The organism is Enterobacter cloacae complex sp. HYC080_NIDB (assembly GCF_056673325.1).
Map to the genome: position 1 here is coordinate 1,323,213 of NZ_CP114212.1, position 13,560 is coordinate 1,336,772.

10 protein-coding genes are annotated in these 13,560 nt (G+C 53.4%); 4 read left to right on the forward strand and 6 right to left on the reverse strand.

Annotation, left to right across the window (positions count from 1 at the left end; genetic code table 11):
* The first annotated feature begins 62 nt into the window (after positions 1-62).
* Entirely contained in the window at positions 63-2,252 is a 2,190-nt protein-coding gene (locus O1723_RS06315; RefSeq protein WP_248190643.1) for a sensor domain-containing phosphodiesterase, read from the forward strand.
* Positions 2,253-2,296: 44 nt separating this feature from the next.
* Here the strand turns inward: O1723_RS06315 and O1723_RS06320 are convergent, their stop codons facing one another.
* Positions 2,297-3,484 (reverse strand): NupC/NupG family nucleoside CNT transporter, encoded by a 1,188-nt coding sequence (locus O1723_RS06320; protein ID WP_014884725.1) that lies wholly within the window; start codon positions 3,482-3,484, stop codon positions 2,297-2,299.
* A gap of 346 nt (positions 3,485-3,830) precedes the next feature.
* Between O1723_RS06320 and O1723_RS06325 the strand changes: the two genes are divergently transcribed.
* A complete protein-coding gene (locus O1723_RS06325) occupies positions 3,831-5,069 on the forward strand; it encodes an Nramp family divalent metal transporter (protein ID WP_014884724.1) in 1,239 nt (412 codons plus the stop codon).
* 40 nt (positions 5,070-5,109) lie between these two features.
* Here the strand turns inward: O1723_RS06325 and O1723_RS06330 are convergent, their stop codons facing one another.
* A complete protein-coding gene (locus tag O1723_RS06330; RefSeq protein WP_014884723.1) occupies positions 5,110-5,460 on the reverse strand; it encodes a DUF2502 domain-containing protein in 351 nt (116 codons plus the stop codon).
* Between the two features lie 127 nt (positions 5,461-5,587).
* On the reverse strand, positions 5,588-6,586 hold the full coding sequence (gene mgrA / locus O1723_RS06335) for an L-glyceraldehyde 3-phosphate reductase (RefSeq protein ID WP_014884722.1): 999 nt from the start codon (positions 6,584-6,586) through the stop codon (positions 5,588-5,590).
* Between the two features lie 184 nt (positions 6,587-6,770).
* Between mgrA and ipdC the strand changes: the two genes are divergently transcribed.
* A complete protein-coding gene (ipdC, locus tag O1723_RS06340) occupies positions 6,771-8,429 on the forward strand; it encodes an indolepyruvate decarboxylase (protein ID WP_014884721.1) in 1,659 nt (552 codons plus the stop codon).
* Here ipdC and O1723_RS06345 read toward each other — a convergent pair whose 3' ends face one another.
* Positions 8,430-9,665, reverse strand: coding sequence for an ion channel protein (locus tag O1723_RS06345; protein WP_014884720.1), 1,236 nt, complete (start codon positions 9,663-9,665; stop codon positions 8,430-8,432).
* Positions 9,666-9,870: 205 nt separating this feature from the next.
* On the opposite strand from O1723_RS06345, the gene glk reads away from it, so the two are divergent.
* Positions 9,871-10,836: a glucokinase gene (glk, locus tag O1723_RS06350; protein ID WP_014884719.1), complete on the forward strand. Its 966-nt coding sequence runs from the start codon at positions 9,871-9,873 to the stop codon at positions 10,834-10,836.
* Between the two features lie 31 nt (positions 10,837-10,867).
* Here glk and O1723_RS06355 read toward each other — a convergent pair whose 3' ends face one another.
* A complete protein-coding gene (locus tag O1723_RS06355; protein WP_014884718.1) occupies positions 10,868-11,599 on the reverse strand; it encodes a LytR/AlgR family response regulator transcription factor in 732 nt (243 codons plus the stop codon).
* A gap of 1 nt (position 11,600) precedes the next feature.
* On the reverse strand, positions 11,601-13,307 hold the full coding sequence (locus O1723_RS06360; RefSeq protein WP_014884717.1) for a sensor histidine kinase: 1,707 nt from the start codon (positions 13,305-13,307) through the stop codon (positions 11,601-11,603).
* Positions 13,308-13,560 lie beyond the last annotated feature (253 nt).

Sequence of the window (13,560 nt, forward strand, 5' to 3'; positions counted from 1 at the left end):
AATTAATAAACCTATTATCCATCCGGTCAATGATATGAACGGATAATAATCGCATCAGCTTAATAAATAGAAAAACGTACAATAATGTAAAGATATTTATAATTGCCCTGGCGATATGCCTGATCGCGGTTCCTTTCTCCCGTTATCTCTCCCCGCGCGCGATTGTGAATGGTCACGACGTTTATTTAGCGTGGTTACCCCTGAGCGTTATGCTGGCGGTAATTCTGTTATTTGGTCGTCGGGCAATTCTTCCCATTCTGTTAGGTTTTACTGTCACTAATTTATTCTATATTAATTTAGCACCGCTACAATATTCAGTATTGCTGTTTTGTCAGACCTTTGCGTTGTTAGCGGCGTGCGGCCTGTTGCGCATCATGCTGGGCAGGCGCTGGCGCTACTGCATTCCTAACAAGCACATTGGATTACGGATATTCTGGCTCGGTTTTATTGTGCCACTCGGCATTAAAATGTCGATGTATTTAGCGGGCTATTTGTTTGATTTCCCGGTAACTATCTCCACCTTCTTCGGTGAAGGGACGGTAATTTATAACGTCGTGGATATTCAAAGTCTGATAGGCGCGGCGCTGATTTTTACCATGATGTTCTATTACCCGTTAAGAATGATAATTAATCCTCGTTATGCCATTACCTTCTGGCGACGAAGCGTGAAGCCCATTTTTTTCCATAAGAATTCATTGTTTATATTTGTCTGGCTCATGCTTCTAGGCTTCATTCTCGCTGTTTTATGTGGCCCTTTTGAATCCCCTGTTATAGCGGGCTATTTAATGCCGCTGATTTTTATTCTCTTTACCTTAGCGATAAGCCGCCTGACCTATGCACTTATCTCTCTGCTTTGGGCTGCTTCAGCGCTTCTGCTGTTGACCTACAACTATAACTTCCTGAATGGTGTGGAGTCGGGCCATTCACTTTCCTTTATCCTGTCCGTGCTGATCTCGTTTGCCATCTGCTTGCTTTACATGTCGCGGATTTACCAGCGTAGCGAGTGGCTGAAGCGGGGATGGCAGGGCAGAGCGCTGACCGATCCGCTGACCGGTTTGCCCAATATCCGTGCGCTGGAGGAGTATCTTGAGATTCACCAGGATGCCAAAGTGTGCATTCTGCGCATGGATAACCTGGAATTTTTAAGCCGCCATTACGGGATCCTGATGCGGGTCCACTGCAAACGCACGATCGCCTCGTCGCTGCAGCCCCTTCTGCAAAAGGACGAGATGCTCTTCCAGTTGCCCGGAAGCGAGCTGGTGGTGGTCTTGCTGGGGCCGGAAATTGCTGAGCGTCTCCAGCATATGGTTGATCGGTTGAACAGCCGGAAAATTTTCTGGAACAACACCGGGCTGGATATTGAGTTTGGTGCCTCCTGGGGGATGGTCGAAAACGGTGAAAAATTGCATCACACGCTGGGGCAACTAAGCTGGCTGGCTGAGCAATCTTGTGCAGGACAGAACGTACTTGCGCTGACGAATAGCCTGGAGGCTGCATCAGGACAAACAACAGAGCGCGTCCTGATGTTAGCGCGGATTAAGCATGCCCTGGAGGCGGGTCAGTTCCATTTATACGCGCAACCGATCCAGAAGGCAGACGGTAGCGGTTACTACGAAATTCTGACGCGTATGGAGAGCGAGGGCGAAATCATCACCCCTGATCGCTTTATTCCGCTGATTGCCCAGTTCAACCTTAGCCACCGGTTTGATATGTGCGTTATGGAAAAATTACTGCTGTGGCTGCGAGATCATCCTGCGACGCAGCCTGGGGCCCGTTTCTCCGTCAATCTGATGCCGCTCACGCTGATGCAAAAAGAGGTGGCGACCGAGATTTGTGCGCTGTTTGAACGATACGGCGTTGCCCCTCAAACCGTGGTCATTGAGATCACCGAAGAGCAGGCTTTCTCCAATTCAGGTTGCAGCATCAATAATATTCAGCAACTGCGGGATTGTGGATTCCGGATTGCTATTGATGATTTTGGTACGGGGTACGCCAACTACGAGCGTCTCAGACGTCTGCAGGCGGATATCATCAAAATTGACGGCTGCTTTGTTAAAGACATTTGTACTGATGACATGGATGCGATGATCGTCCAGTCGATGTGTAATCTGGCGAAGACGAAATCGCTATGTGTGGTGGCGGAGTATGTCGAAACACCCGCACAGCGGGAGATGTTGCTTCGCTTCGGCGTGGATTACCTGCAGGGCTACCTGATAGGTAAACCCAAACCGCTGGAAGAAATACGGGCATAAAAAAACCGGGAGCAAGCTCCCGGTTTTTTGTTTTGCAGTAAACGTTACAGGACCAGCGCTGCGATGGACGCGGACAGAACGCTCACCAGAGTGGAGCCGTACACCAGTTTCAGGCCAAAGCGTGAAACCACGTTACCCTGTTCTTCGTTCAGGCCTTTAATCGCCCCGGCGATAATACCGATGGACGAGAAGTTCGCGAAGGAGACCAGGAACACGGACAGGATGCCTTCCGCGCGCGGAGAAAGCGTGCTGGCAATTTTCTGCAGATCCATCATCGCAACGAATTCGTTAGAAACCAGTTTGGTTGCCATGATACTGCCCACCTGCAGCGCTTCGTGAGCCGGAACACCCATCACCCAGGCAACAGGATAGAAGATGTAGCCCAGAATACCCTGGAAGGAGATACCCAGCACCGCGGCGAACAGGGCGTTCAGCGCAGAGATCAGCGCAATGAAGCCGATCAGCATGGCGGCAACGATAACCGCCACTTTGAAACCGGCCAGAATATACTCGCCCAGCATTTCGAAGAAGCTCTGGCCTTCGTGCAGGTTGGACATCTGGATATTCTCTTCGCTGGCGTCAACGCGGTATGGGTTGATCAGCGACAGCACGATAAAGGTGCTGAACATGTTCAGAACCAGCGCAGCGACAACATATTTTGGCTCCAGCATGGTCATATACGCGCCCACGATAGACATGGAAACGGTAGACATTGCGGTTGCCGCCATGGTGTACATGCGGTTACGCGACATTTTGCCGAGAATATCTTTATACGCGATGAAGTTCTCAGACTGACCGAGGATCAGGGAACTGACGGCGTTGAAAGACTCCAGCTTGCCCATGCCGTTGACTTTGGATAAAAGGAAACCAATTCCACGAATCACGAACGGCAGAACACGGATGTGCTGCAGAATACCGATGAGCGCGGAGATAAAGACGATTGGGCACAGCACCTTCAGGAAGAAGAATGCCAGACCTTCGTCGTTCATTTTACCGAAGACAAAGTTGGTCCCTTCGTTGGCGAATCCGAGCAGTTTTTCGAACATTTCGGAGAAGCCTTTTACGAAGCCGAGACCTACGTTGGAGTTCAGGAAGAACCACGCAAGTAAAACTTCAATGACCAGCAGTTGGACAACATAACGAATACGAATTTTTTTGCGGTCTGTGCTGACCAGCAATGCGAGTGCAGTAACGACAACAAGTGCCAGGACAAAATGAAGGACGCGGTCCATATTTGCTCCAAATATGAGGCAGGTTTAATTTTCGTGCACATTCTATGCAACAAGCGAAAAGAAAACGAGATCAAGGACACACTATAGTTACATCCTGTGACGAGTCTCAAAAATAGTGATCCACAATACATTTTCGTTATGTTAGGTAAATGAGTGAAAAGTTAAGTTTGTGTGCTACGCTTCACAAATGACTGCGCATTTTCACATTCTGTGATGTCGCACCACCTGCCCATCTATCGTTCTTAGCTATCAGAGAAATCATGTTTAACCACTTAAATGATCTTGATAATCATTCTCATTTTGATAGCATTAAACATAGCAAAGGCTATATTTCCAGAGGCAGATAATGACTAACAGTCGCGTAGAGGGTAGCAGTGGCAGAGCGGCGCGCAAGCTGCGGTTCGCATTAATGGGACCTGCGTTCATTGCTGCCATTGGCTATATCGATCCGGGTAATTTTGCGACCAATATTCAGGCCGGGGCCAGCTTCGGCTATAAGTTGCTGTGGGTGGTCGTCTGGGCGAACCTGATGGCGATGCTGATTCAAATGCTCTCAGCAAAACTGGGGATTGCTACGGGCAAAAACCTGGCAGAACAAATCCGCGACCACTACCCACGTCCGGCCGTCTGGCTCTACTGGGTGCAGGCTGAAATCATCGCCATGGCAACCGATCTCGCTGAATTTATCGGTGCGGCGATCGGCTTTAAGCTGATTCTGGGCGTATCGCTATTGCAAGGGGCGGTCCTGACCGGGATTGCCACTTTCCTGATCCTGATGTTACAGCGTCGGGGGCAAAAGCCGCTTGAAAAGGTGATTGGTGGTCTGCTGCTGTTTGTCGCGGCGGCCTATATTGTCGAGCTGATATTCTCCCAGCCAAACCTGGTACAGCTTGGTAAAGGCATGGTGATCCCCAGCCTGCCAACGTCGGAAGCCGTCTTCCTGGCTGCCGGGGTACTTGGGGCGACCATTATGCCACACGTCATTTATCTGCACTCTTCGCTGACCCAGCATCTTCACGGTGGGACGCGTAAAGAACGTTATTCGGCAACCAAATGGGATGTGGCGATTGCCATGACCATCGCGGGTTTTGTGAACCTGGCGATGATGGCCACCGCAGCTGCCGCTTTTCACTTTAACGGTCATACCGGTATTGCCGATCTCGACCAGGCGTATCTCACGCTGGAGCCGTTACTGAGCCATGCTGCTGCCACGATTTTTGGTTTGAGCCTGGTGGCTGCCGGTCTCTCTTCCACGGTGGTGGGCACGCTGGCAGGGCAAGTGGTGATGCAGGGATTTGTGCGCTTCCATATTCCCCTGTGGGTTCGTCGTTCCGTCACCATGCTGCCGTCGTTTGTTGTGATTCTGATGGGGCTTGATCCCACGCGAATTCTGGTGATGAGTCAGGTGCTGCTGAGTTTTGGTATCGCACTGGCGCTGGTTCCTCTGCTGATTTTTACCAGCAATCCAGCCCTGATGGGCGATCTGGTTAACTCGACGCTGGTGAAACGGACAGGATGGGCAATTGTAGTAGTGGTTGTGGCGCTAAATTTATGGCTGTTGATTGGCACAGCGCTGGGGTTATAAAAGAGAAAGGAGCCGAAAGGCTCCTTTTTTACATTTTACATTAATGACGACCGTGGCCGTGACCACCGTGTCCTTTTGGGCCGTGACCCCAGCCACCGCGGCGGTCGTCACGATCGTTCCAGCCTTCGCGGTAGCCGCGTTCATAGGCATTGTTTTTGTACCAGCCGCGATGCAGGCCATTATCGTGCCTGCGCCAGCGGTCACCGCGCCATTCATAATGACGGTTCCAGTAGTCACGGTCGCGCCAGTAGCCACCGTCCCAGTATCTGCCGTAGTCGTCACGATCGCCAATTTGTAATTTTACTGATGGCAACAGGGTGATTTCGCCAGCAGTGGCGATGAGCGGGGCGGAAGCCAGTAATACCGCTGCAAGAATCAGTGACCTGAACATACTCTTTCTCCTTCACGATCGGGGCCTTTGTGGGGCCTGTTAACGCAATATTACGAGTTGGTAAAGCCTCGTTTCATCGCCTCAACTCCGAATTCCAGGTTCAGAGCACTTTTTGCTAAAAGTGGTTTTATTTTGAGCTGGTCAGGATTTCTTCAATAAGGTTCAGCTCTTCCGCGGAGAAATGGCGGTTTTCCAGCATGCCAACGGCGTCATCAATTTGAGCCGCTTGACTTGCCCCAATCAGCACCGACGTCACGTCGTCATGGCGCAACACCCAGGCCAGCGCCATCTGCGATAGCTTCTGGCCGCGGCCTTCCGCCAGGACATTGAGCTTACGCACTTTTTCCAGCTTCTCTTCGGTGATCTGATCCGGGTTGAGGAACTGACTGCCACTTGCCGCACGGGAGTCTGCGGGAATACCGTTCAGATATCGGTTGGTGAGCTGTCCTCCCGCCAGCGGCGAGAAGGGAATACAGCCGACGCCTTTTTCCTGCAGCACGGCCAGTAAACCCCCTTCCGGTCCTCGTTCAAACATGGAGTATTTCGGCTGGTGGATCAGGCAGGGCGTGCCAAGGTCATTCAGGATATCAATCGCTTTTCGCGCCAGCTCTGCAGGATAGTTGGATAACCCGACATACAGCGCTTTTCCCTGGCGCACCAGATGGTCAAGCGCTTTCATGGTTTCAGTCAGCGGGGTTTCCGGGTCAGGACGGTGATGATAGAAGATATCGACATACTCCAGCCCCATGCGTTTCAGGCTTTGATCCAGGCTTGCCAGCAGATATTTGCGCGATCCCCAGTCGCCGTAGGGGCCCTCCCACATGGTATATCCCGCTTTCGTCGAGATAATCAGCTCGTCGCGCCAGGGCAGAAAATCCTCCTGCAAAATACGCCCAAAATTACGCTCGGCCGACCCCGGTGGAGGACCATAGTTATTGGCAAGGTCGAAATGCGTAATACCCAGGTCGAAGGCGTGCTGTAAAAGTTGACGGCTGTTTTCGAGACGCGTGGCGTCCCCAAAGTTATGCCACAGACCCAGCGATATGACGGGCAACCTGAGCCCGCTTTGACCGCAGCGACGATACTGCATTGTCTGGTAACGATTTTTATCCGGCTGATAACCCATTTTATGACCTCGTGCGCAGATGAGAAAAATCAGTGTATGCGTTTACATTAACGTGAAAAAAAGCAGCATAGCGCAGCCTTTTTTGTAAAGCATTCTTTCCATACCCTTCTTACCGCTGATTCTGGACAGCCATCACGCTTCTCTAATACTCAAAGTGAGGTCAACATTAGAAGGATACCTGTTCATGCGTACCCCATACTGCGTCGCCGATTACCTGCTGGACCGTCTTACTGATTGTGGAGCCGATCATCTGTTTGGCGTGCCGGGCGACTATAACCTGCAGTTTCTCGACCATGTAATAGACAGCCCCGACATCTGTTGGGTGGGCTGTGCCAACGAATTAAACGCGTCGTATGCCGCTGATGGATATGCCCGCTGCAAGGGCTTCGCCGCGCTGCTCACAACATTCGGTGTCGGCGAGTTAAGTGCCATGAATGGCATCGCGGGAAGCTATGCCGAGCACGTTCCGGTATTGCATATTGTCGGGGCGCCGGGGACGGCGTCACAGCAACGAGGGGAACTGCTGCACCATACGCTGGGTGATGGGGAGTTCCGCCATTTTTATCATATGAGCGAGCCGATTACCGTCGCTCAGGCGATCCTGACCGAACAAAACGCCTGCTATGAAATCGACCGGGTTCTGACCACCATGCTCCGGGAGCGTCGCCCCGGCTATTTGATGTTACCTGCCGACGTGGCAAAAAAAGCCGCCACGCCTCCTGTAAACGCTCTCACACTTCACCATGCCCATGCCGACAGTGCCTGCCTGAAAGCGTTTCGGGATGCTGCGGAAAATAAACTGGCAACCAGCAAGCGCACCGCGCTGTTAGCTGATTTCCTTGTTCTGCGCCATGGACACAAGCATGCGCTACAGAAGTGGGTGAAGGACGTGCCGATGGCGCACGCCACGATGCTAATGGGTAAAGGGATATTCGACGAACGTCATGCCGGTTTTTACGGCACATACAGCGGCTCGGCAAGCGCCGGCCCGGTAAAAGAGGCGATTGAAGGGGCGGATACGGTACTGTGCATCGGCACCCGTTTTACCGATACCCTCACCGCCGGTTTCACCCATCAGCTAACCCCGGCCCAAACGATAGAAGTTCAGCCTCACGCTGCCCGCGTCGGTGACGTCTGGTTTACCGGCATCCCGATGCTTCAGGCAATCGAAACGCTGGTGGAACTGTGTAAACAGCATGTGCATGATAAACCTGCGCCAGCTTCCCATCGCGCAATGAGCTTCCCTCAGCCGGAGGGCGCGCTGACCCAGGAGAATTTCTGGAAAACGTTGCAAACGTTTATTCGCCCAGGAGACATCATCCTTGCCGATCAGGGAACGTCGGCCTTCGGCGCCATTGACCTGCGCCTTCCGGCTGACGTGAATTTTATCGTCCAGCCGCTGTGGGGGTCGATCGGCTACACGCTGGCCGCAGCGTTTGGCGCACAAACGGCTTGCCCGAACCGGCGTGTGATAGTGCTGACGGGGGATGGCGCGGCGCAGCTGACTATTCAGGAGCTCGGGTCGATGTTGCGTGATAAACAACGTCCGATCATTCTGGTGCTAAACAACGAAGGGTACACGGTCGAAAGGGCCATCCATGGACCAGAGCAACGGTATAATGATATTGCGCTCTGGAACTGGACGCACCTTCCACAGGCGCTGAGTCTCGCGCCTCAGGCCGAGTGCTGGCAGGTGAGTGAGGCGGGCGAGCTGGTGGATGTGCTGGAAAAAGTGGCGCACCACGAGCGGCTTTCGCTGATCGAGGTCATGCTGCCGAAATCCGACATACCGCCGCTGCTGAGCGCGCTCACCAAAGCGCTGGAAGCGCGCAACAGCGCCTGATTACTTATCGTTTCGCCAGGCCATCATCATCGGTTTGCCCGCCAGCAGGAGCCAGGCGGGCAACATCACGATGCAGAGCAGCGGGAACAGCGTCGAATCCGGCACCACAACCGCCGCCATAAACAGGCTCAGCCATGCGTCACGCGTCACCACCAGAACCAGACCCAGAATCGAGCAGGAGACGGTAATTGCCGCCGGAACCGCATCCACATGTTCGTGCAACATCAGCCCCAGCGCCACGCCGACAAACACCGCCGGGAAAATGCGTCCACCGCGGAAACCGCACGCAGCCGCGACGACCAGCGCCGCCAGTTTGATGACGGCAAACAGCAGATAGTCGGAAACGCTAAATACCTGACTGAATGCCAGCTGCTGCATCTCGTCCAGGCCTTTAAACAGCGTCACCGTCCCGCCGATGGTGCCTAAAATACCGAGGATCAATCCCCCTGTGCCCAGAATCAACACCGGATGCTTGAGTTTATGCACCAGCCGGTGCAGGCGCGGCAGACACCATACCGCGACCATCCCCAGCGCGATGGCAATTGCAACGACGATGGCACCGCTGAAAATATCCGCTATTCGCATCTCTCCGTAGTGGGGCAGAGAGAGGGAGAAGTGGGGATGGAAAAACAGACTGGTTGTTAGCGCGCCCGCCGCCGCGGCCATCAGGGGAGCAAATAGTTTGTCCCAGAGCGGGACATCATTGTTGCTGGTAAGCGTCTGTGAAAAAATCAGCGCGGCAGCGACGGGCGTGCCGAAAAGCGCCCCGATGGTGCCTGCGGAGGCGAGGATCGTCCAGTCCAGCGCACCCACGCGCGGTAAAATGCGTGAGCCCAGGAACACCGCCAGACCAATATTCACCGCCATAATGGGATGCTCTGGTCCGAGGCTGACGCCGCCCGCCAGGCCCACAATTAACGCGATGATCAACCCCGGCAGCGCAGAGGGCGGAACCGGGGCGCCAATCAGCGGCTCCAGCGCCGGGTCCGGTCCGGCGTGGCCGGGACTGAATCGGATCACCAGGCCTACCGCAATACCGGTTAACGTCAGCATCAAAATGATCCACGCTGAAGAATCAGCGGTGATCCCCAGTTTCGCCGGAAGCGCCGTCCATAGCAGGGCTTGCAGTACCGACGCGACTTTCATCACGACAATGAGTACCAGGCTTGACGCCACGCCAATGATGAGCGCCGGAATTGCCAGCAACAGCATGGTTCTGGCTCGCGGGTGGAGCATGATGATTTCCTTGTACAAAACGGTATAACGTTACTCTGCACAATCAGCTTTATGGCAATAGTGCAAAAGGTGCTGAAACGGTAAAGTTATTCTGTGACGAAGATCGATAATCCATGGGCATTCACCTTCCAGTCGTTGTTGTTATCACGCCTTGAATTTACAGTGTCCCAAAGATTTATTCTGACTTTAGCGGAGCAGTAGAAGAATGACAAAGTATGCTTTGGTAGGTGATGTGGGCGGCACGAACGCGCGCCTCGCATTATGCGATGTAAGTAGCGGTGAAATTTCCCGGGCGAAAACCTACTCGGGGCTGGATTATCCCAGCCTTGAGGCCGTTGTCCGCGTCTATCTGGATGAACATCAGGTGAGCGTCGAGGATGGCTGCATTGCCATTGCCTGCCCGATAACTGGCGACTGGGTCGCCATGACCAACCATACCTGGGCATTCTCTATTGCAGAGATGAAAAAGAACCTCGGTTTTGCGCATCTGGAAATCATCAATGACTTCACCGCCGTGTCTATGGCGATCCCGATGCTCAAGCCAGAGCATCTGATCCAGTTCGGCGGCGCTGAACCGGTCGAGGGAAAGCCGATTGCGGTTTACGGTGCCGGTACCGGCCTGGGCGTTTCGCATCTGGTGCATGTTGATCGGCGCTGGGTAAGCCTGCCGGGTGAGGGCGGTCATGTAGACTTTGCGCCAAACAGCGAAGAAGAGGGCATTATTCTCGAAGAGTTACGTGCTGAGATCGGTCACGTCTCTGCCGAGCGCGTCCTGTCTGGACCCGGGCTGGTGAACCTGTACCGCGCAATTGTGAAATCGGACGGTCGTCTGCCGGAAAACCTGCAGCCGAAAGACGTCACCGAACGAGCGCTGGCGGACAGCTGCATCGACTGCCGCCGTGCTCTGTCGCTGTTCTGCGTGATCATGGGACGTTTCGGCGGCAACCTGGCGCTGACGCTTGGCACCTTTGGTGGGGTCTATATTGCGGGCGGGATCGTACCGCGCTTCCTCGACTTCTTTAAAGCTTCAGGTTTCCGCGGTGGGTTTGAAGATAAAGGACGCTTCAGAAGCTACGTGCAGGATATTCCTGTTTATCTTATCGTGCATGATAACCCTGGCCTGCTGGGTTCGGGTGCCCATCTGCGTCAGGTTCTCGGGCAAATCCTCTGACACAGAGCCCTCTCCGCCGGGAGAGGGCGTTTTACAGGTGCATCAACTGACGGAACTCTTTCACCTTGCTGCGGCTCACCGGCACCTGAAAATCCAGATCCTTGAGACGCAAAATATAGGTATTGTTAAACCACGGCTCGATCTCGCGGATCTTATTTAAATTCACGCAGAACGAACGGTGGCAGCGGAAAAAGTGGGCCGACGGCAGCTTGCCGCAGAATTCGGTAATGTTCATCGCCATGACAAACGATTCCCGCCGCGTATAGACAAACGTCATCTTTTCATGCGCTTCGGCGTAGTAGATATCATTCACTGGCGTCACGATGATGCGTTCATCCTTGACCAGATTAATGGTGTCGTTTTCCCGTACCGTCGGGCTGGCGGTGACCGGAGCGCTCTGTTGCTGCCATGCGGCCTCCAGCTTTTGCAGCATGCTGACAATCCGCGACTCCTGGTAAGGTTTCAGAATATAGTCAAACGCCTCCAGTTCGAAGGCCTCAACGGCATGCTCTTTCCAGGCGGTAACGAACACAATAAACGGCTTGTGGGCAAACTGATTGATGTTTTGCGCCAGCAAGACGCCGTCCAGCGAAGGAATATTAATATCCAGAAAAATGGCGTCGACCCGGTTATGCCGCAGAAATTTCAGCACGTCCAGCCCATCGTCAAAGGTACCCACAATCTCCATCTGACTGTGGGTTTTGATGAGCCAGGTGAGCTCCTGTTGAGCCAGAATTTCATCTTCAACGATAATGACTTTCATATTACTCACCCTGAGGTAACAGTGATGCCGTCGCATGAACAGGGGAGCGTTCATTCGGGACGTAAAAAGCGATTTCAGTGCCGGGTTCAAGACGGTGAATATGCAGCCCATCGCCGTAGAGCAGCTTGACCCTGTGATGCACATTCAGCAGCCCGATTTTATTCCCCGGCATCTCATTAGACTCCACACGCTCGATGACTTTTGGGTCAATCCCGTGGCCGGTATCGCGCACGGCGATACGCACCCGGTTGCCGCTTTCGGTGATGCTAATGGTGACCACACCTTTGCCTTTACAGGGCTGAATACCGTGAACAATGGCGTTTTCGACCAGCGGCTGGATCAGCAGGCTTGGGATCACGCAGTTGACCTCTTCATCAATATCGTAAATGACCGTCAGTTTGTCGCCAAAGCGCGCCTGCTCGATCGCGATGTAGTCTTTAATCTGATACAGCTCTTTTTTGATGTCGATCTGCTCGTCATCCTTCAACTCAATGTTGTAGCGCAGATAACGCGACAGGTTGAAAATCAGCTGGCGCGCGGTGTCCGGATTCAAACGAATCGAAGAGGAGATGGCGTTTAACGCGTTAAACAGGAAATGGGGATTGATTTTGCTCTGCAGCGCGCGCAGCTCTGCCTTATTTGCCATCTCGCGTAACTGTTCCGCCCGGGAGACCTCAAGCTGCGTGGAGATGATCTGCGACAGACCTATCGCCATCTCCTGCAGCGTTGAGGTGATCTGATGCGCGTGACAGTAATAAATTTTCAGCGTGCCCGTCACCACGCCTTTCTCCCAAAGCGGGATCACCAGCATAGAGTGGATCTCCGGCGTTCGGTGGGCTTCATCATTGTTTTTAATAATGATTTTACCGTAGTTAATCGCTTGTCTGGTGGTCGGGCTTATCGTGTCATCATTGTCGCGGTAGTTGTGCTCGCCAACGCCGACGTAAGCCAGCACGTGGTCAATATTGGTGATAGCGACGGCATCCGCGTGAATGTCGTGGCGAATAATCTCGCAGACTTGACGCAGCGACTCCGCGTTAACGTGGCGGAAAAGCGGCAGCGTTTTGTTGGCGATATCCAGCGCCAGCTTGGCCTGGCGAGCGGCACTGGCCTCTTTTTCCCCTTCCACACTCTGCACCAGCAGCACGATAAAACCGATGCACACGCTACCCAGAATCATAGGGATACCGATTTTCGAGACGATATCCAGCCCCAGCGCGGTCGTGGGAGCCCAGACGACAACCAGGATCATGGTCAGCGTTTCGCACACCATGCCTGCGAGGATCCCGGCGCGCCAGCGCTGCTTTTTCGGGATTTTACGGCTGATCCAGCCGGATAGTACCCCGGCGATAATGCTGGTGATAAAGCACGGCACCGCCGTGACGCCGCCGATATCAATCAGGTAGCGATGGGTTCCGGCAATCACGCCGGTGATGACACCTACCCACGGACCAAACAAAATTCCGCCAGACATGACGGCGATAATCCGCACGTTAACCAGCGAGCCCTCTACCGGCACGCCGGACCAGGTGCTGAACAGCGCAAAGAGCGAAAAGATAGCGGTGACGGCCAGCAGTTCTTTCGGCGAGTGAGCAGATTTATGCAACAGCTCGCGAAACAGGCGAATGCGAATAAGGAAGAACAGGCAAATCAGCATTAATGCTGCGCGATCAAAAACCGCCAGCAGCATAGTGAATATTTCGTGCACGAGCAGACCTGGGAAAACGGGAAAGAACCATGATAAAAAACCTGGGGCATATTGACCAGCTATCCGTCAGGTTTATCAAATGAGGAAAAACCCTGTTTTAGAAAGGGGATTATCGAATGAGGATTGATACCTCCCGATTCTTTCCTGCTGTCGCATCGTCCGGTAACTGTTTTGATATCATTGTGTTAAACAATAGATAACGGAAAGCCGATATGAGTCCCCCTCCTTCCGCTTTAAGGCGTACCCGTGTTCC

Excerpts from the sequence above, each read along its gene's own strand:
- O1723_RS06320 (WP_014884725.1), bottom strand. The coding sequence starts at position 3,484 with ATGGACCGCGTCCTTCATTTTGTCCTGGCACTTGTTGTCGTTACTGCA.
- O1723_RS06355 (WP_014884718.1), bottom strand. The coding sequence starts at position 11,599 with ATGAAAGTCATTATCGTTGAAGATGAAATTCTGGCTCAACAGGAGCTC.
- O1723_RS06345 (WP_014884720.1), bottom strand. The coding sequence starts at position 9,665 with ATGCTCCACCCGCGAGCCAGAACCATGCTGTTGCTGGCAATTCCGGCG.
- mgrA (WP_014884722.1), bottom strand. The coding sequence starts at position 6,586 with ATGGGTTATCAGCCGGATAAAAATCGTTACCAGACAATGCAGTATCGT.
- ipdC (WP_014884721.1), top strand. The coding sequence starts at position 6,771 with ATGCGTACCCCATACTGCGTCGCCGATTACCTGCTGGACCGTCTTACT.
- O1723_RS06330 (WP_014884723.1), bottom strand. The coding sequence starts at position 5,460 with ATGTTCAGGTCACTGATTCTTGCAGCGGTATTACTGGCTTCCGCCCCG.
- O1723_RS06325 (WP_014884724.1), top strand. The coding sequence starts at position 3,831 with ATGACTAACAGTCGCGTAGAGGGTAGCAGTGGCAGAGCGGCGCGCAAG.
- glk (WP_014884719.1), top strand. The coding sequence starts at position 9,871 with ATGACAAAGTATGCTTTGGTAGGTGATGTGGGCGGCACGAACGCGCGC.